The following is a 23053-nucleotide window of genomic DNA, read 5'->3' on the forward strand; positions in this document are numbered from 1 at the left end:
CTTTTACATCATACTTTATGGCTCGACACGACACTGCGCCCGCCATCTACAGCAATGATCTGCCCTGTCACATATTTGGCTTCACATAAATAATGGATAGCCTGAGCAATATCTTCAGGTGTGCCTAAGGTTTTAGCTGGGATTTGTTGTAACACCTGTTTTTTGTCAGCATCAGATAACGCTTGTTCGGGCCATAGAATTGCACCAGGGGCGACACCATTAACGCGTATATCTGGCGCTAACTCAATGGCCAATGATTTGGTCATAGTCACCAGTGCTGACTTTGCCATACTATAAACAGTATGCTGTTGAAGTGGCCTATCGGCATGAATATCAACCATATTAATAATGACTCCTTTATTAACGGTCAAATTCTCAGCTAGATGCTGTGCTAAAAACAGCGGCGCTTGTACATTACTGCCAAATAGATCATGCCAGTGGCTTTGCGTGATATCACCCATGGGAGTGGGGTAAAACGAAGACGCATTATTGACTAGCACGTCTAAGCGCCCAAATGCTCCAACCACTTGCTCTGCTAGTAAACCTAAGTCGTCGATTTCGCACAGGTTGGCTACCACCAAGCGCGCGGAATTTTCCCTTTGGCTGTTAAGACTGACTAGCAAGGTTTCGGCTTCGGATACAGAGTGATGGCAATGCAGCACAATGTTAAACCCTTTGTTATGTAAATAGGTGGCGGTAGATGCACCTATACGCTTGGCACTACCGGTAATAAAGGCAACTTTGGTTGACATAATGCTCCATGGTGGCTTTGATTATTGGCGCTCAATTTCAGGTGTACTTTACTCGTTAACACTCGTACTGCTGGATGTATTACACATGTAAAATACAGGAATGGCACCTGTTGATTTAGCTTAGCGGTTAATCTTGCGGCACTAAAGAGGGATTATCTAGCTGTTGTACGATATTTTCAAACGTTTCACTTATTGAGGATATTAAAGTACGGTTGGCTAACCATATGGGAATATTGCCTCCGGGATTGGCTTGTCCCTGATACTCAATATAAGTGAAGCGATTGGCATGTGCACTGAGTGACCAGCGACCACTTACGCCTTTTATCCGCACGAAATTCTCTGATTCTGGATATTTCTCACTCGCATCGACAATATCGATATACACATTGCCTTGTTCAACATAGGTAATGGATTGAGTCACCATGTCCCTGTCTCTTATGGGCCAAGGCGCATCGAATTTACTGTGAACTAAGCGAACGTTGTCATTTTCCTTGAGCAAGTGGACGGCTTGGTTATGGGCGATCCATTTCGGCGCTAGATGTGTTTGTTCTAACAATTCTATAAATGCTTCAGGGCTATTGTGAACATGTACTATACCGCGCACCTTTATGTGACGACTGTCAGTGTCTTGTTGGTAAATGGCCACATTGTTGTTCGTAGTGGCAAGCTCCCAATCTGGAATAGGCTGAGCTAGCAGGTCGTGAGCAAGACTGACTTCAGAAAAGCTCGCACTTACATATATTACCAATAGATAGTGCCTGAAAGACGATTGCATAGTTTAAACAAATTTCGTTATAATCCCAGTTCTGTTTTGATCGTAACAGAACAGCAGACAAAACACCTATTAGAGGTGTTTTTTTATTTTTCTCGCGATGTAATCGCAACACAGATTTTGCATGTGGCGCTTGGTAGGTGTCACCACTGCACAAGGATTATTATGCCCATAATTACACTTCCCGACGGCAGTCAACGCCAATTCGATAACGCAGTTTCAGTACTAGACGTGGCAAATGATATTGGCCCTGGTTTAGCCAAAGCCACCATAGCTGGAAAAGTAGACGGCGTTCGCGTTGATGCGTGTGACCTGATAGAGCAAGACGCACAGTTGCAAATTATTACTGCAAAAGATGAAGATGGCTTAGAAATTATTCGCCATTCATGCGCGCATTTAATCGGTCATGCAATTAAACAATTATGGCCTGACGTAAAAATGGCGATTGGTCCTACGATTGACAACGGCTTTTACTATGACATTGATATGGAGCATTCCCTTAACGACGAAGATCTAGTCAAGTTAGAAAAGCGCATGCTTGAATTGGCGAAAACCAATTACGATGTGGTTAAGAAAGTCGTTAGCTGGCAAGAAGCCAGAGACACATTTGAAGCACGCGGTGAAGAGTATAAACTGCAGATCCTAGACGAGAACATTCCAAAAGATGCAACGCCTGGTTTGTATCATCACGAAGAGTACGTGGACATGTGCCGCGGCCCACACGTACCCAACATGCGTTTTTGCCAGCACTTTAAATTAATGAAAGTGGCAGGTGCCTATTGGCGCGGTGATAGTGACAATAAAATGTTGCAACGAATTTACGGCACCGCATGGGCAGATAAAAAACAACTGAAAGCTTACTTGAATCGTTTAGAAGAAGCTGAAAAGCGCGATCACCGCAAAATTGGCAAAGCGCTGGATTTATTCCATTGGCAAGAAGAAGCTCCTGGCATGGTGTTTTGGCACAACGATGGTTGGAGTATATACACAGAGCTTGAAAAATTCGTGCGCAGCAAATTACGTGAATACGAATACGATGAAGTCAAAGCCCCTTTGATGATGGACCGCTCTTTATGGGAAAAATCAGGTCACTGGGATAAGTACGCTGAAAATATGTTCACTACCACATCAGAAAAGCGTGAATATGCGGTCAAGCCAATGAATTGCCCAGGCCACGTACAAATCTTCAACCAAGGCCTTAAATCATACCGTGATTTGCCGTTGCGTATGGCTGAATTCGGTTGTTGTCACCGTAATGAGCCATCAGGTGCGTTACATGGCTTGATGCGTGTACGTGGTTTTACCCAAGATGATGCACATATATTCTGTACCGATGACCAGATATTGGCAGAAGTAGGTGGATGTATTGACTCAGTTTATGAAATCTACAAAATATTCGGTTTTGAGAATATCTCTGTAAAACTCTCTACTCGTCCTGAAAAACGAGTGGGCAGTGATGAAGTCTGGGACAAAGCAGAAAAAGAACTAGCAGAAGCACTCACGTCAAAGGGGATTGATTTCCAATATTTGCCTGGCGAGGGCGCATTCTATGGTCCTAAGATAGAATTCACATTGCACGATTGCCTCGATAGAGCGTGGCAGTGTGGCACAGTCCAGTTGGATTTCTCAATGCCTGGTCGTTTAGGTTCAACTTATGTCGCTGAAGATGGCGAACGTAAAGTGCCAGTTATGATCCACCGTGCAATTTTAGGTTCACTTGAGCGTTTTATCGGTATTTTGATAGAAGAGTATTCAGGCTTCTTCCCACTTTGGTTAGCCCCTACTCAAGCAGTTGTGATGAATATTACTGATAATCAGAGTGAATATGCGCAAAAAGTAGTAAAAAAACTAAAAGAAATTGGAATTAGAGCCAAGTCAGACTTGAGAAATGAGAAGATAGGCTTTAAAATCCGCGAGCACACGCTTAGGCGTGTCCCGTATTTGCTTGTAGTTGGTGATAAAGAAATTGAAGCTGGCGAAATAGCAGTACGTTCACGCAAAGGCGATGATCTTGGTAAGATGTCGGTCGATGCTTTCATTGAATTGGCTTGTGAACAGATCAAAAGCAAACAAATTCAGTAAATTTCGTGGAGGAATAACATATTAAAGGCGCTAACATTAAGGCTAAAGATTCGGGCAAAGCTCGTATTAACGAAGAAATTACAGTAAATGAAGTTCGTTTGGTTGGAAAGGATGGGGAGCAGATTGGCGTTGTATCAATCACTGAAGCTCTCGAGACGGCTGAGCAATCTAATTTAGATTTGGTTGAAATTAGCCCTAATGCAGAACCGCCTGTATGTAAGGTAATGGATTACGGAAAATTCATCTTCGAAAAGAGTAAAGCTCAGAAAGAGCAAAAGAAGAAACAAAAGCAAATTCAGGTCAAGGAGATTAAATTTCGCCCTGGCACTGATGAAGGCGATTACCAGGTAAAACTGCGCAACCTGCGTCGCTTTCTAGAAGGTGGTGATAAGGCTAAAGTAACGATCCGCTTCCGCGGCCGTGAAATGGCTCATCAAGATATCGGTATTGATCTACTTAATCGCGTTAAAGTTGATTTAGAAGACATTGCCAACTGCGAATCCTTCCCTAACCGGGTTGAAGGTCGTCAGATGATCATGGTGCTCGCCCCAATTAAGAAGTAATTAAGGTCTACAAGTAGTCAGGGAACTGCACCCTAGCTCACCTTATTACACACTATGTAACTACGACTTACTGTTTCTGCAAAGCAGTTTAGTCATTAACAATGCGGAGTTTTAGCAATGCCTAAAATGAAAACAAACCGTGGAGCAGCCAAGCGTTTTAGAAAAACCGCTTCAGGTCGTTTCAAAAGCAAGCAGTCTCACTTGCGTCATATTTTGACTAAAAAGAGCTCTAAGCGTAAACGTCACCTTCGTGGCAAGAAATTGGCCCATGTAGCTGACACAGCGTTGATTCAACGCATGTTACCTTACGTTTAAGAGAGGATTTAGAATATGGCAAGAGTAAAACGTGGTGTTGTCGCACGTGCCCGTCACAAAAAGGTACTAAAGCAAGCCAAAGGTTATTACGGAGCTCGTAGTCGAGTTTATCGCGTTGCTGTTCAAGCAGTAACAAAAGCTGGTCAATACGCTTACCGTGACCGTCGTCAAAAGAAACGTCAATTCCGTCAATTGTGGATTGCTCGTATCAATGCTGCGGCTCGTCAAAATGGTATGTCTTACAGCCGTTTCATTAACGGTCTTAAGAAGGCATCTGTTGAAATCGATCGTAAGATTTTGGCTGATATCGCAGTACATGACAAAAACGCATTTAGCGCATTAGTAGATGCCGCTAAAGGTGCATTAGCTTAATTAATTAACAATTAAGTTTAAGTTCTTTCGAAGAACGGCGAGCAGGATGCTCGCCGTTTTTTTTTGTTTGGAATTTAATCTCTGTTTAATCAAACTTACCTTTACGATCCTGCATGTAATAACTCTCCTTGTTTACAATAAATCAATGAAAAAGCGTTTAATATCCGTACTTTCCGGTAATTGCATCTAGCCTGACCCAGTTGCTTTCGTGTAGAATTGCGGGTTCTTTTTAAATGTCCAGCCATGCTTTTAGATCTATGGTCAGTGACTCAATATTTAATCCAATTCGAGGAAACTATGGATCTTGATGCCATAATCAAAGAGGCAGAAACGCAAATCAACGTCGCCCAAGATGCCAGCACGCTTGATGCGGTTCGCGTAGACTTCATGGGTAAAAAAGGCCGTATGACTGAGCTACTTAAAGGCTTAGGTAAACTGTCTAACGAAGAGCGCCCTGCAGCCGGTCAAAAAATAAATCAGGCTAAACAGCAAATTCAGCAACTTATTCATCAACGCGGAGAGCTTCTTCGTGAGCAAGAGATGAACAGCAAGCTCGCTGCTGAATCAATCGATGTATCTTTGCCGGGTCGCTCAACTGAACTAGGTGGTTTACACCCAGTCACGCGTACTATCAATCGTATTGAAGGGTTTTTTGCGGAGCTGGGTTTTAGCGTAAAAACCGGCCCTGAAATTGAAGATGGTTTTCACAATTTTGATGCATTGAACATTCCGGCGAATCACCCAGCGCGTGCTGATCACGATACTTTCTATTTCAACCCTGATGTGATGTTAAGAACGCAGACCTCAGGTGTACAAATTCGCACTATGGAGGCAGAGCAGCCGCCACTGCGTATTATCTCTCCTGGACGGGTTTATCGTAACGATTACGATCAAACTCATACCCCGATGTTCCATCAGGTCGAAGGGTTAATGGTGGATAAAAATGTAAGTTTTACGCAGCTAAAAGGCATTCTTCACGATTTTTTGAACAACTTTTTCGAAGCGGACTTGCAAGTACGTTTTCGCCCATCGTACTTTCCATTCACTGAACCTTCAGCAGAAGTGGATGTGATGGGGAAAAATGGTAAGTGGTTAGAAGTACTCGGTTGCGGCATGGTGCATCCAAATGTATTGCGCGCCGTAAACATCGACCCAGAGGTATACACTGGCTTTGCCTTCGGCATGGGGGTGGAACGCCTCACCATGTTGCGTTATGGCGTGAATGATTTACGCGCATTTTTCGAAAACGATCTTCGTTTTTTAAAGCAGTTTAAGTAAGGGCGAGAAAGTATGAAATTCAGTGAAAAGTGGCTAAGAGAATGGGTAAATCCTGATATCTCTACACAGCAGCTTGCAGATCAAATTACTATGGCTGGCCTTGAAGTAGACGGTGTTGAGCCTGTCGCCGGTGAGTTCAGTGGCGTAGTTGTGGGTGAGGTGGTTGAATGTGGTCAACATCCAGATGCAGATAAATTGCAAGTAACCAAAATAAACGTAGGTGATGATGAATTAATCGATATCGTTTGCGGTGCCCCGAACTGTCGTCAAGGCTTAAAAGTGGCTGTGGCAAGAGTCGGCGCAGTGTTACCTGGTAACTTTAAAATTAAGAAAGCGAAATTGCGTGGTCAGCCTTCATTTGGCATGTTGTGTAGCTTTTCTGAACTCGGCATTTCCGATGATCATGATGGTATTGTTGAGTTACCAGCTGGCGCACCTATAGGTCAAGATATTCGCGAATACCTTGATTTGAATGATGTCACGATTGAAGTTGATTTAACGCCGAACCGTGCAGATTGCTTGGGTTTGCGCGGCCTAGCACGTGAAGTAGGCGTGTTGAATCAAAGCAATGTGGATATGCCTGTTTATCCAGAAACGGCAGCGAGTATTGCTGATACTAGGGGGATTTCACTTGCGGCACCACAAGCGTGCCCACGTTATTTAGGCCGCGTTATTAAAGGGATTGATGTTAATTCTCCTTCACCTTTGTGGCTGCAAGAAAAGCTCCGTCGCAGTGGTGTGCGTAGTATTGACGCCGTGGTTGATGTAACTAACTTTGTATTGTTAGAACTAGGCCACCCAATGCATGCATTCGATAACGATGTGCTTAGTGGCGATATTGTTGTGCGTATGGCTAAGCAAGATGAAGAGTTGGTCTTATTAGATGAAACCAAGGTTAAGTTAAAAGACAACACCTTGGTCATTGCGGATCAGGAAAAGGCGCTTGCTATGGCAGGCATCTTCGGTGGACTCGATTCCGGTGTTACCTTAAATAGTAAAAATATATTTTTAGAAAGTGCGTTTTTCGCACCAGACGCAATCATGGGTAAAGCGCGCCAGTACGGGTTACATACTGACGCATCACATCGTTACGAGCGTGGTGTTGACCCTCAAATGCAAGGCCAAGCAATGGAGCGGGCAACCGCTTTACTGCTTGAAATAGTAGGTGGTGAAGCTGGCCCTATCGTAGAAGCAATTGACGAACAATACATCCCGCCAGTTAAAGATGTGGTGCTCCGCGCTGCCCGTCTGACACGTGTTTTGGGTATAGAAATCGAAGCAAGCGTAGTCGGTGATATTTTGATGCGCTTAGGGCTAGATGCCGATGAGTCAAACGGGCAATGGCAAGTGAAAGTGCCTGCTTACCGTTTTGATATCGCGATTGAGGAAGACTTGATTGAAGAAATCGCGCGGGTCTACGGTTATGACAATATTCCTAACGTGGCGCCACAAGCTGCGTTAAAAATGTCTGGTCGTAAAGAGCAGGCGATGGACGTGAATGAACTCAAACTAACGCTGACCAACCGCGACTACCAGGAAGCAATTACGTACTCGTTCGTTGATCCTAAGGTACAGAGTCTATTGTACCCGACGATTGACGCCATTGTACTACCGCATCCTATTTCCGCTGATATGTCAGCTATGCGCGTAAGTGCGTGGACTGGATTGTTGCAAGCTGTTTCTTACAATCAAAAACGTCAGCAAGCGCGGGTTCGCTTGTTTGAGTCAGGTTTACGTTTTATTCCTGATGCATCTGAAAAGATGGGCGTGCGTCAAGAAACAGTTTTCTCTGGTGTAATAGCAGGCAATTTACACGAGGCCAATTGGGATAGAGCAGATAAAGCGGTAGACTTTTTCGATGCTAAAGCAGATGTTGAAGCTCTACTCAGCCTTATTGCTCCTATTGACGTATTCCGTTTCGAGGCGACAGAGCATAGTGCTCTTCATCCAGGACAAAGCGCCGCTATTTACCGCGGAGATACATTTATTGGCGTGATTGGTGCGGTACATCCTAAATTTGAGAAATTACTGGGTTTAAATGGCCGAGTTTTCGTATTTGAGCTGGAAATTACCGCTTTTGGAGAGAAAAAGTTACCTGAAGCGAAAGAAATATCGAAATTTCCTGCAAATCGACGTGACATTGCAATCGTTGTAGACGATGATAAAGTTGTTGGTGAAATTTTAGATTGCATCCAAAAATTTGGCGCAAATCAACTAGTTGGCCTAAACTTGTTCGACATCTATCGAGGTAAAGGCATCGAGCCAGGGTTTAAGAGTTTGGCTATTTCATTGACTTTACAAGACATGGCAAGAACGCTTGAAGAAGCTGAAATTCAAGCCGTGGTCGATGGTATTCTGACTAAACTGTCAGAGCAATTTGGGGCTACATTGAGGGATTGACGGATATGGCGTTAACCAAAGCCGAAATGGCGGAACATTTATTTGAAAAGTTGGGCATGAACAAGAGAGATGCCAAAGATCTTGTTGAAGCATTTTTCGAAGAGGTCCGTGAGGCATTGGAATCAGGTGAGCAAGTTAAGCTATCTGGTTTTGGTAACTTTGATTTACGACAAAAGAGTGAACGACCAGGGCGCAACCCCAAAACGGGTGAAGACATCCCTATTAAGGCGAGACGCGTAGTCACATTTCGACCTGGTCAAAAGCTCAAAAGCCGCGTAGAGAATACAAAACCGACTGAGTAATACCGAGTCGGTTTTAACAATTAGTCCGCTACCTAGCATGCTAGGCAGCGGATTTTTTATACCTGAAATTTATCGTTGTTGACAATTTAATTTTTAGAAAACTGCACCCATAAAAAAACCGCTTCAATTGAAGCGGTTTTGTTTCATTAGAGCGCTATCATCCTAAAGCTATGATGATTAGGCTGCTTCTGAAGACTTAGTCGTACGACGTTTAGGCTTAGTCGCCTGTGTATTAGCGATCAACTCTTTCGGGTCAAAGTCATCCACATTGATTGTACGTAAGCGGCCTGCTTCGGTGCGTGTAAGCAGTTCAGCCTCTTGCTCAGTGATAACGCCTAGTTCTAGTCCTTTTTGCGCAATTACGTCAAGACCAGTGAAAGGGTAACGCTCTTTGGCTGCCTTACACACTTTGTCAAACACGGGCTCACTTGCAAGTACATCTTTCAACGTTTGTTCTAAATCACCCATTAAGCAATCTTGCCCACCGAAATGTTGCCCTTCACCCAAACGGGTTCGTGAGGGATTATGGCTTTGCAAAATAGCTGCAATCTTATGTTCTACCTTATCTGAAGGACGACGGTATGAACGGCCAAACGGCATGATTATTCCTTTTAACATCAGGCCCAAAACTGCCGATGGGAAGTTCTCGAACAATTCAATCAAGGCTGTTTCAAGCTTGAACAAAGTGTCTTGCATGGCCCAATGAACCAAGGGTAAATCTTCCTTTAAACGACCCTGGTCATCATAGCGCTTCAATACTGCAGAGGCTAAATAGATGTGGCTCAACACATCGCCTAAACGCGCTGATATACGTTCACGGCGTTTTAGTTCACCGCCGAGTACGGCCATGGAAATATCAGACAATAAGGCCAAGTTGCTGCTGTAGCGTTGCAAAGAACGATAGTAGCCAGCAGTCTCATCATCAAAAGGTGCACCCGCTAGGCGCGCACCTGTAAAAGAGAACCAAATACTTCTGAATGTGTTACTGATGGCAAAGCCGATGTGGCCGAATACCGCATCATCAAATTCATTTAAGCCTTGCTCTTTGTCCTCATTACTTGCCGCATAAAGCTCTTTAAGCACGAAAGGGTGACTACGCATGGCGCCTTGGCCATATATCATCATATTACGGGTAAGAATATTGGCACCTTCTACCGTGATGGCGATAGGCGCACCTTGATAACCTCGACCCAAATAGTTATTTGGCCCAAGCATGACGCCTTTACCACCATGAACGTCCATAGCGTCATTAACTAACTGGCGCATTTTCTCGGTTAAGTGGTATTTACAAATTGCTGATATAACCGACGGTTTCTCACCTAAATCTACAGCTTTGGTCGTCAAGCTGGTGACGGCATCCATCAAGTAAGCATTACCGCCAATACTGGCCAACATTTCTTCTACGCCTTCCATCTTACCGACAGGCATTTTAAATTGACGGCGAATACGCGCGTAGGCACCTGTGGCCAGAGCGATACTTTTCGCCCCCCCTGCTGATGCTGAAGGTAGAGTGATACAACGCCCCACTGATAAGCATTCAACCAGCATGCGCCAGCCCTGACCGGCCATTTCTACGCCGCCAATGATGTAGTCAAGCGGCACGAATATATCGTTTCCGCGAATGGGACCATTTTGAAACGGTACGTTGAGAGGAAAATGGCGATTTCCGATTTCCATCCCCTTGGTATCACGCGGTAATAGGGCGCAGGTAATACCAATATCTACTTTGTCGCCTACCAGTCCTTCAGGGTCATACATTTTAAATGCAAGTCCGATAACGGTGGCTACCGGTGCAAGGGTGATGTAACGCTTATCAAATGTTAAGCGCAGGCCAATGACTTCTTTACCTTCCCATTCGCCTTTGCACACAATACCGCTGTCAGGCAGTGAGCCAGCATCTGAACCGGCCTCTGGGCCTGTTAATGCGAAACACGGAATTTCCTCACCTGTTGCAAGGCGAGGTAAGTAATGGTCTTGTTGTTCCTTGGTGCCGTAATGCTGAAGTAATTCACCTGGACCTAAGGAGTTTGGTACACCCACGGTGGTAGATAATACAGCACTGACGCCTGACAGTTTCTGCAGCACACGGGATTGCGCATAGGCTGAAAACTCAAGTCCACCGTATTGCTTTTTAATAATCATCGCAAAGAACTTATTGTCTTTGAGAAATTGCCATACTTCAGGTGTCAAATCTGTGTCTTTATGGGTAATGTCCCAATCACTGACCATTTCGCACACTTGTGCGACTGGACCATCTAAAAACTCACGTTCTTCTGCGGTCAAGCGCGCCTGCGGGATACTATGTAAGGCTTGCCAATTCGGGTTGCCGCTGAAAATTTCACCGTCCCACCACACTGTACCAGCGTCGATGGCATCGCGTTCGGTGCTTGACATCTCAGGCATGATTTTCTTGTAGGTATCTAAAATCGGGGCCGTAAGATATTTCTTACGCAAAGATTCCACGTTCAGTGGAATAGCAATGATTAAAAATACCAGCCAAGCGATTCCGCCTACAGGGCCAAATATGCTGCCAAGCAACATAGCAACCGCCACTGCGATAGTGGCATTCATGAGTTTCATTCTAAAGTAGCTCGCCGCACCAAGGGTGGCGATAATAATAAGTGTCCATAATAACGTTTGCATAAAGACTCCAGATGTAGAGGTCAGACCAGAGTGTCAGAGTAGTATTTTGCCAACACAATATCAAGTCTTAGCTTACGCCAATTGTCACTATTTGGTTAATGTTTTAGTTGATGGTTGATTATCTAACAGGGTAATGGATGGTAAGGGTAGGGGGCCGATGTGATGTACCAGTGACTCAGATGAGTCACTGTATAATTATTTTACTATTGAGTGGCGGTGAAGGTCTTCAATTGAATATCACCTTGTTCTTTATCGTCTTTGAACTGTTGTAAACGTACAAGCTGATAATTTAGCTGAGGTGAAAACCATGCGAAGGTCTCTCGTGTTGAGTTATGACGAACAATTTCCACTTTTATGCCTTCGAGCATACCGTAAGGCAAAGTTAGCTGTTCAGTTCCCATGACTTTTAAATGGTAATCGCGTTCTTGGCCGCGATAATTAATCACTTGGTAACTAAACTCTTTCTGGCCTTGGGCAAGCTTCTGTTGCAAATCTAACCGGTAGAGTTGGTTGTCAAACTGATCTTGCCAGTCAATCCCAGGCTCTTTATCGATAAATATTTTCTCTTTGCCTGCATCGAAAACAACTTTGATACTCTTATTGCTGCCGGTGCCAGTACGACTATACCGATAATTTTTCGGCACTATTTTATCGTCGATAAAAGCAAAGTCACTTATCTCAGTGCGCTTATCAGATAAGAAGAATAAGGAAACCTTCGAGTGATATTCCATGCGATAGGTTTCATCATCTACGTTTTCAACGCTGAGCAAGGCATAACCTAACTTCTTACCGTAACGAAATGCGGTGTACTCAGCATCAAATGTGGGTAGAGCGCTTGCCTGTGCCACAGATCCTATTATGCATAAAAGGCCCACTAGCCAACGTTTGCTAATCAGCTGCATAACCCGTAATTGGTATCTCGTTTCCATCTAAATAAGCCTTATTATTAAGCATTAGCAGTCTTTTTTGGCAGAACCAACGGACAACTAATGGATACATTTGGCGCTCTTGTTCTTGCACTCTTGATGCAAGTTGTGAGGCATTTTCATCAGCAAAAACAGGTACTTTGGATTGCAATACAACTGGCCCGCCATCTAGCTCGGGGGTAACAAAGTGCACCGAAGCGCCGTGTTCTTCATCTTTAGCATCTATGGCTCGTTGATGCGTATCTAAACCTTTATATTTTGGCAATAAAGATGGATGAATGTTTAACATCTTACCCGTAAATTGCTCAACAAACCAAGGAGTTAATATGCGCATGAATCCGGCTAATACAACCAGATCAGGCGAAAAACTTGCAATTGTGCTGTGTAATTGGGCGTCGTATTCATCACGTGATGCGTAATCTTTGTGATTTACGACATGATGGGGGATATTCGCCTGAGATGCGCGCTCTAACCCGTAGGCGTCGGCTTTGTTAGAAATAACGGCAACAATTTGTGCCGTTATTTTTTGCTCAGCTATATCATCAATCAATGCTTGTAGGTTTGACCCGTTACCGGAAATCAGCACTACGATTTTTGTGATATCGGTATTGACTGTCACTATTTAATCTCAACCTGATTGCTATCATTGCTGTCTTCAATATGGCCAATTTTCCACACATTTTCGCCTTGGCTTTTTAGGATCGCAATGGCTTCGTCAGCTTTGTCCGCTTCAAGGGCAATCATCAAACCCACGCCACAGTTAAAGGTACGGTACATTTCATGTGTGCTAACATTGCCATTTTCTTGCAGCCAGTTAAAAATACTTGGCCACTGCCAACTACTTTCGTCAATAACGGCTTTTGTGCCTTGAGGCAATACACGAGGGATGTTTTCCCAAAAACCACCACCGGTAATATGTGTAATGGCATTCACCTGTACACTCTCTAATAAATGAAGGACTGACTTTACATAAATGCGCGTAGGTTCGAGCAAGTGCTCTGATAAAGGTTTACCGTCGAATACTTCACTGGCCTCACAACCTGATACTTCGAGTATCTTACGCACCAAAGAATAACCGTTAGAATGCGGGCCAGAAGAGCCCAACGCGATTAAAGCATTTCCTGCTTTTACTCGGCTTCCATCAATCACATCGGCCGCTTCTACAACGCCGACACAAAAACCTGCAACGTCATAATCGTTACCGTGGTACATACCTGGCATTTCAGCGGTTTCACCACCGATTAATGCGCAACCCGATAATTCGCAACCCTTGCCAATACCTGTGACAACTTTGGCGGCGGTATCAACATCAAGTTTGCCTGTAGCGTAATAATCTAAGAAAAATAACGGCTCAGCACCTTGAACGATTAAATCATTGACGCACATTGCGACTAAGTCGATACCGATGCCATCATGTTGCTCTAAATCCATGGCTAAGCGCAGTTTAGTGCCTACGCCATCGGTGCCTGAAACGAGTAGCGGCTCTTTATACTTAGTTGGAAGCGAGCAAAGCGCGCCGAAACCACCTAAACCTCCTCTGACTTCAGGGCGATGTGTTTTCTTGCTTACAGATTTGATTCTTTCGACAAGTTCATTGCCCGCATCGATGTCGACACCTGCGTCTTTATAGCTTAAGGAGGGTTTATTATCGGTCACGTAATTACCTATTTGAGGGTGAGGGTCCAAAAATGAGCGCAGATTTTACCAGTTCAGAATGGCAAAAGGTACAGCTAATCTACTCAATTTTGCTCAAGGGGAATTTAACTAGGGTGAAACAAATGATGAAATTTCTACTTAAATCAATGACAATAGGGCCTTTCTACTCTGGAGTGAAGTTGATAAATGTTCAAAGGCGTCGCTATTGTAGCTCGATTGCACCTTATTTTTTGTCTGACATTATGTTGTTTAGCGAGCGCTAATGCGGGTGTCATTGAAGGATTATACAATGCGCAAATTGAGGTTGCGGATCAATCAACGGCCACGCAGAATGCGGCCATACGCGATGGTCTACAAGATGTATTTGTCAAGGTCAGTGGTAATTCGACTTTGTTGAATGACCCTCAAATCAAGCAACAGCTTAAGCAAGCGAAACGATACTTACGCACTTATCGGTTTGAGCAAACTCCAGAGCATTTGTATCTTGCGGTTAACTTTGATCAGGAAAAAGTAGATAAGCAATTACGCGATTCGGGTTATCGAATTTGGGACAAGCTTCGCCCAGAAACCATATTATGGTTGGCGATCAAGGAGCCTAACGGTCGTCGTGAGTTGGTCTCTGAAGGCAATCATCAAGAATTGTTTGTTGCTGCGCAAAACGTGGCAAAACGTAGAGGCGTCGAGATTGTTCAACCTCTATTAGATTTAGATGATATGCAAAATATCAGTATCTATGATGTATGGGGCGGTTTTGTGCATCAACTAGCACAGGCAAGCAAGCGTTATGGCGTGGAGAATGTGCTTTCAGCTAGGATCTACAAGTTGGAAAACAACGATGCTGAAGGAAAGGATGACCAAGGTAGTGCCCAAGGCGTTGAGGTTGCTTGGCAAGCTGATTGGACGCTACTAGAAGCGGGAAGCACAAGCGGTGGGACTGTTTCAGGAGCAGATCAAGAGCAAGTGGTCAGTGCGCTAATCGAAGGAATGGCTGACAACCTAGCGAACAAATATGCAATTGATTTTAGCCGTTTCGACCCAGCAGCTATGCGCACCATAGTCACTATAAATAACTTGAGTAGCCTCAGACAATACGGAGAAATATTAACGTTTTTTAATAGTCTTAGTGTCGTAAGTTCCGCCAGTTTAGTGAGTCAAAACGGCCAAGTGGCGCAGTTCGAACTAAGCTTGTTGGGTGAGGTAGACAACCTCGTAGATGCAATGAGCTTAGACAATCGAATTTCTCCGGTGAATCGCTTCGAACTGGATAAGCAAAAGTTGGAGTATTTCTGGAAACTATAATGAGCAAGCAATTGTCTTTAGCTGTGAATTTACGCGATACAGAAACATTTGATAGTTTTATTGTTGGCGAAAACGTGCACTTGGTTCACCGGCTCAAAAGTTTGCTCAACAAAACGTTGAATACCAAAAATCAACCTTGGCTAACGTTTGTCAGTGGCGATCATGGCGTAGGTAAAAGTCATCTTCTTTATTCTTTATGTCACAAAGCCCAATCGGCGAATGTCAGCGCTGTGTATCTTAGTTTTAAAGATAAACAGCAATACTCCCCTGAAGTGCTTGACGGGCTAGAGCACAGCCAACTCATTTGTTTAGACGACGCAGATGCACTGCAGGATTCCCAAACATGGCAGATAGCGGTTTTTGATTTATTAAACAGAGTCAAAGAGCTAGGTCGCAGTCATGTGGTCGTGTGCGCTAACGGTGGGCCCACGTCATTAAACCTGCAACTAGCGGACTTAGCATCTCGTTTAGCTTGGGGGGTAAGTTTCACGTTAGCCAGTTTAAGTGATGAGGGGCGCTGTGTGGCGCTTTTAACGCGAGCGAGACAAAGAGGTCTGGTGATGCCAGAGAAAGTCGCCATGTATCTGGTGAATCATTGGCAGCGCGATATGCCATCGCTGATGAGTACATTAGATAAGCTGGATCAGCTGTCTTTACAACAGCAAAGAAAGCTGACCATCCCATTTGTAAAAGAAGCGCTTAATCTCAATTAACGATTTTTTTTGTGCGCTTCAAATGCTTCTTTTTCTTCCTGTAATTCTTCTTTTAATTTTCTAATGCCGGTACCGAGCTCTCTTCCACGTAATCGAGCATAAAAGCTGCAGCCAGTGAACAAGCCCACGCACAATAATATCTCTATAGCAGCATAGACTTGTTCACCCTCTACGGCGTATACAGCGGTCAAACCATGCAGTAAATAATACATGACAATAAAATTAGTCCATGCATAGGTGTACGGTTTGCCTGCAAGCAAGCCACGTATCGGCAACAGGATAGGGACTATCCACAGTAATAGGGTAAACAGTGTTGATGTGTTTTTATCTATGGTGAGAAAGAAGTGCCAAACGATTAGCCATGCAATTAATAAAAAGTAACTGCCCAAAGCAAGGCGTCTATAGAATTGGGTGTTTAGGGTCATGTGGTGTCCTGATTTTAATAAACTATTGAGATGCTAACTTTTGTGCGATAGCTGCCAAGCGTTGACCTTGGGCAAAACACAGTGCGCGTTCATCATCACTGAGTTTGTTGCCTTTTTCGCCATGGGCATAATGGGTTGCACCATAAGGGCTGCCGCCTGTGGTGGTACTATGTAGTTCAGGGTGAGTATAAGGTAACCCTGCAATGACCATCCCGTGATGTAGTAGCGGTAGCATCATACTGAGCAACGTACTTTCTTGACCGCCGTGCATACTTCCTGTTGATGTGAATACACTCGCTGGTTTATCGACTAACGCGCCGGACAACCACTGACTGCTGGTACTGTCGAGAAAGTACTTTAACGCAGAAGCCATATTACCAAAGCGGGTGGGGCTGCCTAACGCTAATCCCGCACACGTCTTCAAGTCATCTTTTTGTACAAATAGGTCACCTTCATCTGGCACGCTGGCTTGGCTGAAATCAATCCCGTTAGATATTTCAGGTACAGTACGAAGCTTCGCTTGCATACCCTTTGACTCTACACCTTGGGCAATTCGGTTTGCCATCGCTTTGGTGGCGCCGTGTCGGCTGTAATATAAAATGAGAATATGCTTGTTCATAGTAGCTTAAGAACATTCTCTGGCGGGCGGCCGATTGCGGCTAAGCTTTCTCGGTCATCTAACGCACCTTTTATCACAATTGGGCGCTCAATAAGCTTGGGGGTGACGTGCATAACGGTGAGCAGTTCGTCAGGAGATATATTGTCACTGTCTATGTTTAGCGCTTTGTATTCAGGTTCTTTTTTACGCATTAGGGAGCGTGGATCTGACATACCCAGCATCAGTAAGATAGCTTGTAGTTCTTCTACGCTCGGCGGATTTTTAAGGTATTCGATTACCTTAGGTTGCTGGCCATTATCAATCAATAATTGAAGCGTTTGGCGGCTCTTTGAACAACGTGGGTTGTGTAGTATGGTCAGCTTCGACATGGTAAATTCTACTATTATCTGCAATGAATACCGTTATTCTATCGTTTCGCTCTCATTGGTAAAAGGGAAGGCTGTACAATGTTACGTAAATTTCTATTTTCGCTGCTTATTATTGCCGGGTTGTTGGCGGGAATGTATGGCTATTCTTTGGTTAGAAATGATTTTACTACAGATGATGGGCTCTCACACCAATGGCGCGACTACGAAGGAAAGTGGGTTGTAGTCAATTACTTCGCACTCTGGTGCGCCCCCTGCTTGCGAGAAATGCCCGAGCTCAACAAATTTCATCAGCAAAATGAAGGTGACATTCCATTATTTGCGATTAGTTTCGATGACGTCACTCCACAAGAGTTAGCCGAGTTGAAACAAAAATTTGCGATCCAATTTCCGGTTATTGCCGATATTGAGCAGCCGCTGCCAATGGCAAAACCAAACAGTTTGCCCGCTACTTTTATTATTGGACCTGACGGAGAAGTTAAAAAACAATTGTTAGGGGAACAAAGCGCTGCGTCTTTATACAGCGCTATCGAGATATTACAAACTCTCTAGCCGGGTTTGAAACTCACGAAACTGCTCGATTCGAGCGCGTATTCTTTGTTTTTCAATATTTTGCGCGCCTGCATAATTATACGCACTGTGTAATTCATCTATTGCGCGAGGGTAAGACGCCGCCAATGCGTAGACTTCAGCTTTGGTTTGGTGCATCTCCAATTTGTTCTGATTTTCGGCGTAAGCGTCAGACAATATTTGGTGGGCGAGCATGTTGTCAGGTTCGACCAATAAGTAATCTTTTAGTATGCGTACAGCACGATCATATTGCTTATTTTTAACCAACGCATTGGCTAAATTCAGTGTAATGACGCGATTGCGGGGCGTTAATGCTGCTTGGGCCATGAGTTTGTCGATGGCATCTTGTACGCGCCCAGTCTCAAGTGCAATGTCGGTATAGGTATCGAGATAAAACAAATTACGCGGATCATCTTTTAGCAAACCATCGATGAGGTTACGGGCTTTGTCGTACTGTTTATCTGCTAAATAAGCCAAGGCTAGACCATACTCAGAAGCGGCTTTAAAAGTATAGCTACCACGCTCTAAACTGGTTTCAAAATAGCTCACGTTGTATTCAGGCGTTGCGTAATAGCGGGCTAAAATACGGCTCTTAGCAAGATGGAAGCTTAAGCTTGGAGCCACTCTTGCTGTGCGATAACTTGCAGCACGTGTACGGGCGTCTGCAACCCTAGATTCAGGCAATGGGTGAGTTAATAAAAAAGCAGGTGGTTTAGATTTTAAGCGGTATTTCTCCACTAATGTACCAAAAAACTCACCGGCAGCATTTGGGTCAAAACCTGCTTGCGCGAGTATACGAATACCTATGCTATCCGCCTCTTTTTCGTTTTGGCGAGTGTAATTGATTGAGGATTGTGCCGATGCAGCGGAGCCTGCACTAATGGCGGCAATACCGGCTTCTGGATTAGCTAGAGCAAGTAAAATACCCCCCAAGGCCGACGCTAACTGCAAAGGTGACGATTTCTGCTGTGCGGCGATACTTCTGGCGATGTGCCGCTGGGTAACGTGGCTGACCTCGTGGGCGAGTACTGAGGCTAATTCACTCTCGTTACGCGCATTAAAAATTAAACCTGTGTGTACACCCACGTGCCCACCGAAAAAAGCAAAGGCGTTGATGTCGGCGTTATTGAGTAGGAAAAACTCAAACGGAAATTTAACATTATCGGCTTGGGCAACCAAGCGGTTACCCAAATCTTGAATATATTCATCAAGCAGAGGATCACTAATAATAGGGGCCTGTCCTCGGAGTTGACGCATTAACACATCACCAATTTGCATCTCTTTGTCCAAGCTAATGGCACTTGAAGCAACGACGCCTATTTCGGGCAAAGCATTCTTTTGGTTAGCAGCAAAGCCGGTAGCGCTCGTCATAATTCCGAGCGATACAGCCAAACTAAGCAATGCTTTTTTGTAAACTGGGGATGTTTTAATCATTTCACCTATTTAATCAATTACAACTTCGTTAATAAGAAAGGCAATAGCCTGATTTAGTTCCGAAAAACTGATGATAACCGTTAATATTGCGTTGAATGGCTCTAACTTCAAGTGTTTTATTGGCACTAAGCAACACACTTAAGCGTTATTTAAAACAGATGGGCAAAAAAGCCATCACTACTTTGCTAAAATCTTATCTTTCTTTAGTGGCACACTATATTATGCTGCGCTAATCGATTTTTGCACGGCACACATTTAACGAATAGCGTTTTTAGATGTGATCTACATCGAGTCAAAGCAATTTTAACCGCGGTTTAAAGAGGTATAACAGTTATATGATAAGTGTGTTTGAAAGATGGTATAAGCGCAAATTCTCTGATCCTGATTCCGTTATGTTGCTGATCATGCTGATTGCGGTGTCTGTGCTTTTGGCGTTGTTAGGCACCATTTTAATGCCGGTATTGGTAGCGGCAGTCATCGCCTATTTATTGGATTGGCCTGTAAGTCAGTTGTCGCGTGCGGGTATGCGTAGAGGCTTTGCCTGTAGTGTGGTTATCTTTGGCTTTTTGACATTATGTATTTTGACCTTTATCGGCATAGTGCCTGTGGTATCACAGCAAAGCATCAACCTCATTCGCGAAATGCCACAAATTTGGGGGCACGCACAAGTATGGTTATTGCAGCTACCTGAGCAGTATCCCGATTTTGTACATTTGGGTGATGTGCAAGACATGCTTGATGGCGTGAATGAACGTATCGTTAGTTTGGGAGAACAGCTTCTTTCAGCTTCTGTTAGTTCTCTTGGGAGCTTAGCGTCGTTGTTGATTTACCTTGTGTTGGTGCCATTAATGGTGTTTTTTATGCTCAAGGACAAAGACCAGCTGTTAGACAATTTGTCACCGCTTCTTCCGTCTCAGCGCAGGCTTATTAAACAAGTGGGCAGTGAGATGAACACCCAAATTGCCAACTACATTCGCGGTAAGGTAATCGAAATTATTATCGTGGGTACGATCTCAGCCGTAACCTTCGCCTTAATGGATTTACGTTATGCCTTATTGCTTGGCGTGTTGGTGGGCTTTTCAGTATTGATACCCTATATTGGCGCGGCAGTGGTGACTATTCCTGTGGCGGTAGTGGCCCTATTTCAGTGGGGGATCACACCGGATTTTTGGTGGTTAATGATTGCCTATGGGGTGATTCAGGCACTCGATGGAAACGTGCTTGTTCCGGTACTATTTTCTGAAGCGGTGAGCTTACACCCGGTGTACATCATTATTGCTGTGTTATTTTTTGGCGGTTTATGGGGCTTTTGGGGCGTGTTTTTTGCCATACCATTGGCTACGTTGGTAAAAGCGGTGATTAACGCTTGGAAAGGGCCTCTGCAGGAACTTCCCCCTGCTATTTAAGCTTTCGGACGATGCTTGCCTGCACTGGAAATGGTTTTAGTGTAAGCAAGCATCACGGTGTTATCTTATTGATTTAAATAATCAAGTACGACCTGATGATGGTCTTTGGTTTTAAACTTATCAAACACGTGTTCAATCACGCCTTGTTCGTTAATCAGAAAGCTGATGCGGTGAATACCGTCATATTCCTTGCCCATAAACTTCTTTAAACCCCAAACGCCAAAGGCCTCTGCCACAGCATGGTCTTCATCAGACAACAGGCTGAAATTAAGTTGCTCTTTTTCAATAAATTTAGGCAGGCGCTTAACGGCGTCTGGGCTGACGCCAAGCACAACAACATTTAGCTTCTCTAGTTCACTTTTATTATCACGAAGGTTTTGAGCTTGTACAGTGCAGCCTGGCGTCATGGCTTTGGGGTAGAAATACACCAATACCTTTTTACCGCTGAAGTCCGTTAGGTTCACGGTTTCGCCGTGTTCATTTGGCAAGGAGAATTTAGGTGCTGGTGCACCCGCTGTCAGTCTATTCATAAAATGTCCTTAATTTGGATGTAAAAAAATTGTGGAAATGTGATTAGTGAAAGTTCAGTGATTTTGCTTAATAGCCCCATGTAAATCTAGCTGTTGCAACAACACTTCAAACTTTTTCTCGAAATCCCCAATGTCAATATCGTGAGGCATACTGACAACCATTTTACATTTCACTTCATCTGGTTCATCTGGGGATGTTTGCAGCGTCTTTAAACGCAGAGCACTGACGGTCACGCAAAACGTGGAGAAAAATTGCGTCACTTCTTTAATGACGCCTACAGCATCAACACCTGAGAAGGTCACGTCCGCAAGGTGCTCTAGGTTTTGTTTAGCATGGCGTTTGGTTCGTTTCATCATGGATAACAAATCAAGCTGCTGACAAGCCAGTGGTATAGCCACCTCAACACGTGCAATAGCGCTCTGCGTGCCTTCTACGATCATGGTAAGTGAAAAATCCTGACCGTAAACCGCTTGGCGACTATCTAGAATGTTGCAATTAGTCTCACTAACCACATCAGTAATTGTACTGAGCATGGTGACTTTGTTGGCACCTAAAATGGTGATGATTAATTGTTGTTTCATTAACGTATTAAGCTTACTTCGTGAATTTTGACTCTACTAACATACCTGAATTACCCCTAGTATTTCCAGTTTCAAGATTGGTTTTGCATTCTGCGCATTCATTACTTGTTTTTACCCCACATGCTCTTTACCATTAGGCGCGAATTTTTTCTGGAGTAGGCATGTTTACTGGTAGTTACGTTGCATTAATCACCCCCATGTACCAATCAGGCGAGATAGATTATCCGTCGTTAAAGAAGTTGGTTGATTTTCATATTGCCAATGGCAGCCATGGCTTAATTGCTGTGGGCACCACGGGTGAGTCTGCCACGTTGCCCTTTGATGAGCACATTGAAGTGGTCAAGCGCATGGTCGAGTTCGCCGATAATAAGATTCCAGTAATCGCTGGAAGTGGAGCCAACTCTACCGCTGAGGCTATATTTTTAAGTGAGCAAATGTCGGGTACTGGGATTGATGGTTTCCTCAGTGTGGTGCCTTATTACAATAAACCGCAACAAAAAGGCATGGTGGCGCACTTCAACGCGGTTGCTGATGCAACTGACCTGCCGGTTCTATTGTACAACGTACCCGGGCGTACGGTGGCAGATATGCTGCCTGACACAGTGGCGGAACTTGCGACGCACCCTAAAATCGTTGGCCTTAAAGATGCCACCGGTGATATTGCCCGTTTAAAACAAATGCAGCCTTTAGTCGATAAGGACTTTGTATTCTTAAGTGGCGACGATGCCACAGGTTGTGAATTTTTAACCGCAGGTGGTCATGGCGTTATTTCTGTGACGGCGAATGTTGTACCTAAACAAATGTCTCAGATGTGTGAAGCGGCGCTTGCTGGTGATTACTCCAAAGCTAAAGAAATCGATCAGCAAATAGCCGAGCTTCACAGCGCTCTATTTATTGAACCAAATCCAGTATTGCCTAAGTGGGCTTTGTACAAAATGGGGCTCATTCAATCTGCATTTTTGCGTTTACCGTTAATTGAATCGGAACTTGATAGCCAAAATCATATCGAACAAGTCATGCGCAATTCGGGCGTATTATCTTAAGGAGAT

Annotated in this window: 24 protein-coding genes; 12 read left to right on the forward strand and 12 right to left on the reverse strand. The window is 44.2% G+C overall.

Features of this window, described 5'->3' with window-relative positions; translation table 11 throughout:
• Positions 1–8: 8 nt before the first annotated feature.
• Positions 9–752, reverse strand: a complete 744-nt coding sequence (locus tag GMES_RS03095) for a pteridine reductase (protein WP_006991113.1) — start codon at positions 750–752, stop codon at positions 9–11.
• A gap of 127 nt (positions 753–879) precedes the next feature.
• Positions 880–1500 carry an START domain-containing protein gene (locus GMES_RS03100; RefSeq protein ID WP_006991114.1) on the reverse strand — a complete coding sequence of 207 codons (621 nt, stop codon included), beginning with the start codon at positions 1498–1500 and terminating at the stop codon, positions 880–882.
• 189 nt (positions 1501–1689) lie between these two features.
• Here GMES_RS03100 and thrS point away from each other — a divergent pair, with 189 nt between their 5' ends.
• The 7 genes from thrS to GMES_RS03135 all read left to right on the forward strand — a co-directional run bounded on the left by thrS (position 1690) and on the right by GMES_RS03135 (position 8836).
• A complete protein-coding gene (gene thrS, locus GMES_RS03105; protein ID WP_006991115.1) occupies positions 1690–3606 on the forward strand; it encodes a threonine--tRNA ligase in 1917 nt (638 codons plus the stop codon).
• Between the two features lie 35 nt (positions 3607–3641).
• On the forward strand, positions 3642–4169 hold the full coding sequence (gene infC / locus GMES_RS03110) for a translation initiation factor IF-3 (RefSeq protein ID WP_081429939.1): 528 nt from the start codon (positions 3642–3644) through the stop codon (positions 4167–4169).
• A gap of 117 nt (positions 4170–4286) precedes the next feature.
• Positions 4287–4484: a 50S ribosomal protein L35 gene (rpmI, locus tag GMES_RS03115; protein WP_006991117.1), complete on the forward strand. Its 198-nt coding sequence runs from the start codon at positions 4287–4289 to the stop codon at positions 4482–4484.
• A gap of 15 nt (positions 4485–4499) precedes the next feature.
• Positions 4500–4856 (forward strand): 50S ribosomal protein L20, encoded by a 357-nt coding sequence (gene rplT, locus GMES_RS03120; RefSeq protein ID WP_006991118.1) that lies wholly within the window; start codon positions 4500–4502, stop codon positions 4854–4856.
• Between the two features lie 297 nt (positions 4857–5153).
• On the forward strand, positions 5154–6134 hold the full coding sequence (pheS, locus tag GMES_RS03125) for a phenylalanine--tRNA ligase subunit alpha (RefSeq protein WP_006991119.1): 981 nt from the start codon (positions 5154–5156) through the stop codon (positions 6132–6134).
• Positions 6135–6146: 12 nt separating this feature from the next.
• Entirely contained in the window at positions 6147–8534 is a 2388-nt protein-coding gene (pheT, locus tag GMES_RS03130) for a phenylalanine--tRNA ligase subunit beta (protein ID WP_006991120.1), read from the forward strand.
• A gap of 5 nt (positions 8535–8539) precedes the next feature.
• Positions 8540–8836, forward strand: coding sequence for an integration host factor subunit alpha (locus GMES_RS03135; RefSeq protein ID WP_006991121.1), 297 nt, complete (start codon positions 8540–8542; stop codon positions 8834–8836).
• Between the two features lie 177 nt (positions 8837–9013).
• Here the strand turns inward: GMES_RS03135 and fadE are convergent, their stop codons facing one another.
• The 4 genes from fadE to purM all read right to left on the reverse strand — a co-directional run bounded on the left by fadE (position 9014) and on the right by purM (position 14061).
• Positions 9014–11479: an acyl-CoA dehydrogenase FadE gene (gene fadE, locus GMES_RS03140; RefSeq protein ID WP_006991122.1), complete on the reverse strand. Its 2466-nt coding sequence runs from the start codon at positions 11477–11479 to the stop codon at positions 9014–9016.
• 203 nt (positions 11480–11682) lie between these two features.
• A complete protein-coding gene (locus GMES_RS03145; protein WP_033187760.1) occupies positions 11683–12408 on the reverse strand; it encodes a DUF3108 domain-containing protein in 726 nt (241 codons plus the stop codon).
• Positions 12368–13024: a phosphoribosylglycinamide formyltransferase gene (gene purN, locus GMES_RS03150; RefSeq protein ID WP_006991124.1), complete on the reverse strand. Its 657-nt coding sequence runs from the start codon at positions 13022–13024 to the stop codon at positions 12368–12370. The genes GMES_RS03145 and purN overlap by 41 nt, the downstream gene beginning before the upstream one ends.
• Complete coding sequence (gene purM, locus GMES_RS03155) at positions 13024–14061, reverse strand: phosphoribosylformylglycinamidine cyclo-ligase (RefSeq protein ID WP_006991125.1); 1038 nt, start codon at positions 14059–14061, stop codon at positions 13024–13026. Before purM ends, purN begins: the two co-directional genes overlap by 1 nt.
• A gap of 186 nt (positions 14062–14247) precedes the next feature.
• Between purM and GMES_RS03160 the strand changes: the two genes are divergently transcribed.
• Entirely contained in the window at positions 14248–15360 is a 1113-nt protein-coding gene (locus GMES_RS03160; protein WP_006991126.1) for a DUF2066 domain-containing protein, read from the forward strand.
• Positions 15360–16073 carry a DnaA regulatory inactivator Hda gene (gene hda / locus GMES_RS03165; RefSeq protein WP_006991127.1) on the forward strand — a complete coding sequence of 238 codons (714 nt, stop codon included), beginning with the start codon at positions 15360–15362 and terminating at the stop codon, positions 16071–16073. Before GMES_RS03160 ends, hda begins: the two co-directional genes overlap by 1 nt.
• On the opposite strand, the gene GMES_RS03170 is transcribed toward hda, so the two are convergent.
• Genes GMES_RS03170 through arsC form a run of 3 tightly spaced genes read right to left on the reverse strand, consistent with a single transcriptional unit; the run spans position 16070 to position 17485 of the window.
• Entirely contained in the window at positions 16070–16498 is a 429-nt protein-coding gene (locus GMES_RS03170; protein ID WP_006991128.1) for a DUF2069 domain-containing protein, read from the reverse strand. The genes hda and GMES_RS03170 overlap by 4 nt on opposite strands.
• A gap of 22 nt (positions 16499–16520) precedes the next feature.
• The gene (gene wrbA, locus GMES_RS03175; RefSeq protein WP_006991129.1) at positions 16521–17117 is read right to left on the reverse strand and encodes an NAD(P)H:quinone oxidoreductase; all 597 of its coding nucleotides are present in this window, start codon (positions 17115–17117) and stop codon (positions 16521–16523) included.
• Positions 17114–17485, reverse strand: a complete 372-nt coding sequence (arsC, locus tag GMES_RS03180) for an arsenate reductase (glutaredoxin) (protein ID WP_006991130.1) — start codon at positions 17483–17485, stop codon at positions 17114–17116. The genes wrbA and arsC overlap by 4 nt, the downstream gene beginning before the upstream one ends.
• A 78-nt stretch (positions 17486–17563) precedes the next feature.
• On the opposite strand from arsC, the gene GMES_RS03185 reads away from it, so the two are divergent.
• On the forward strand, positions 17564–18034 hold the full coding sequence (locus GMES_RS03185) for a TlpA family protein disulfide reductase (RefSeq protein ID WP_006991131.1): 471 nt from the start codon (positions 17564–17566) through the stop codon (positions 18032–18034).
• Here GMES_RS03185 and bepA read toward each other — a convergent pair.
• A complete protein-coding gene (bepA, locus tag GMES_RS03190) occupies positions 18020–19486 on the reverse strand; it encodes a beta-barrel assembly-enhancing protease (RefSeq protein WP_006991132.1) in 1467 nt (488 codons plus the stop codon). The two genes, GMES_RS03185 and bepA, sit on opposite strands and share 15 nt — an antisense overlap.
• Before the next feature lie 335 nt (positions 19487–19821).
• Between bepA and GMES_RS03195 the strand changes: the two genes are divergently transcribed.
• Positions 19822–20892: an AI-2E family transporter gene (locus GMES_RS03195; RefSeq protein ID WP_006991135.1), complete on the forward strand. Its 1071-nt coding sequence runs from the start codon at positions 19822–19824 to the stop codon at positions 20890–20892.
• A gap of 65 nt (positions 20893–20957) precedes the next feature.
• Here the strand turns inward: GMES_RS03195 and bcp are convergent, their stop codons facing one another.
• Positions 20958–21422, reverse strand: coding sequence for a thioredoxin-dependent thiol peroxidase (gene bcp / locus GMES_RS03200; protein ID WP_006991136.1), 465 nt, complete (start codon positions 21420–21422; stop codon positions 20958–20960).
• A gap of 54 nt (positions 21423–21476) precedes the next feature.
• Positions 21477–22004: a glycine cleavage system transcriptional repressor gene (locus GMES_RS03205; RefSeq protein ID WP_006991137.1), complete on the reverse strand. Its 528-nt coding sequence runs from the start codon at positions 22002–22004 to the stop codon at positions 21477–21479.
• A gap of 161 nt (positions 22005–22165) precedes the next feature.
• On the opposite strand from GMES_RS03205, the gene dapA reads away from it, so the two are divergent.
• The gene (dapA, locus tag GMES_RS03210; protein ID WP_006991138.1) at positions 22166–23047 is read left to right on the forward strand and encodes a 4-hydroxy-tetrahydrodipicolinate synthase; all 882 of its coding nucleotides are present in this window, start codon (positions 22166–22168) and stop codon (positions 23045–23047) included.
• The last annotated feature ends 6 nt before the right edge of the window (positions 23048–23053 follow it).

Origin of the sequence: Paraglaciecola mesophila KMM 241 (assembly GCF_000315015.1) — a bacterium.
Classification (GTDB): Bacteria; Pseudomonadota; Gammaproteobacteria; order Enterobacterales; family Alteromonadaceae; genus Paraglaciecola; species Paraglaciecola mesophila.

Bases quoted from the DNA above. Each gene is read 5' to 3' on its own strand.
- GMES_RS03095 (WP_006991113.1), bottom strand. From the start codon at position 752: ATGTCAACCAAAGTTGCCTTTATTACCGGTAGTGCCAAGCGTATAGGT.
- thrS (WP_006991115.1), top strand. From the start codon at position 1,690: ATGCCCATAATTACACTTCCCGACGGCAGTCAACGCCAATTCGATAAC.
- rpmI (WP_006991117.1), top strand. From the start codon at position 4,287: ATGCCTAAAATGAAAACAAACCGTGGAGCAGCCAAGCGTTTTAGAAAA.
- rplT (WP_006991118.1), top strand. From the start codon at position 4,500: ATGGCAAGAGTAAAACGTGGTGTTGTCGCACGTGCCCGTCACAAAAAG.
- pheS (WP_006991119.1), top strand. From the start codon at position 5,154: ATGGATCTTGATGCCATAATCAAAGAGGCAGAAACGCAAATCAACGTC.
- pheT (WP_006991120.1), top strand. From the start codon at position 6,147: ATGAAATTCAGTGAAAAGTGGCTAAGAGAATGGGTAAATCCTGATATC.
- GMES_RS03135 (WP_006991121.1), top strand. From the start codon at position 8,540: ATGGCGTTAACCAAAGCCGAAATGGCGGAACATTTATTTGAAAAGTTG.
- fadE (WP_006991122.1), bottom strand. From the start codon at position 11,479: ATGCAAACGTTATTATGGACACTTATTATTATCGCCACCCTTGGTGCG.
- GMES_RS03145 (WP_033187760.1), bottom strand. From the start codon at position 12,408: ATGGAAACGAGATACCAATTACGGGTTATGCAGCTGATTAGCAAACGT.
- GMES_RS03160 (WP_006991126.1), top strand. From the start codon at position 14,248: ATGTTCAAAGGCGTCGCTATTGTAGCTCGATTGCACCTTATTTTTTGT.
- hda (WP_006991127.1), top strand. From the start codon at position 15,360: ATGAGCAAGCAATTGTCTTTAGCTGTGAATTTACGCGATACAGAAACA.
- GMES_RS03170 (WP_006991128.1), bottom strand. From the start codon at position 16,498: ATGACCCTAAACACCCAATTCTATAGACGCCTTGCTTTGGGCAGTTAC.
- wrbA (WP_006991129.1), bottom strand. From the start codon at position 17,117: ATGAACAAGCATATTCTCATTTTATATTACAGCCGACACGGCGCCACC.
- arsC (WP_006991130.1), bottom strand. From the start codon at position 17,485: ATGTCGAAGCTGACCATACTACACAACCCACGTTGTTCAAAGAGCCGC.
- GMES_RS03185 (WP_006991131.1), top strand. From the start codon at position 17,564: ATGTTACGTAAATTTCTATTTTCGCTGCTTATTATTGCCGGGTTGTTG.
- bepA (WP_006991132.1), bottom strand. From the start codon at position 19,486: ATGATTAAAACATCCCCAGTTTACAAAAAAGCATTGCTTAGTTTGGCT.
- GMES_RS03195 (WP_006991135.1), top strand. From the start codon at position 19,822: ATGATAAGTGTGTTTGAAAGATGGTATAAGCGCAAATTCTCTGATCCT.
- bcp (WP_006991136.1), bottom strand. From the start codon at position 21,422: ATGAATAGACTGACAGCGGGTGCACCAGCACCTAAATTCTCCTTGCCA.
- GMES_RS03205 (WP_006991137.1), bottom strand. From the start codon at position 22,004: ATGAAACAACAATTAATCATCACCATTTTAGGTGCCAACAAAGTCACC.
- dapA (WP_006991138.1), top strand. From the start codon at position 22,166: ATGTTTACTGGTAGTTACGTTGCATTAATCACCCCCATGTACCAATCA.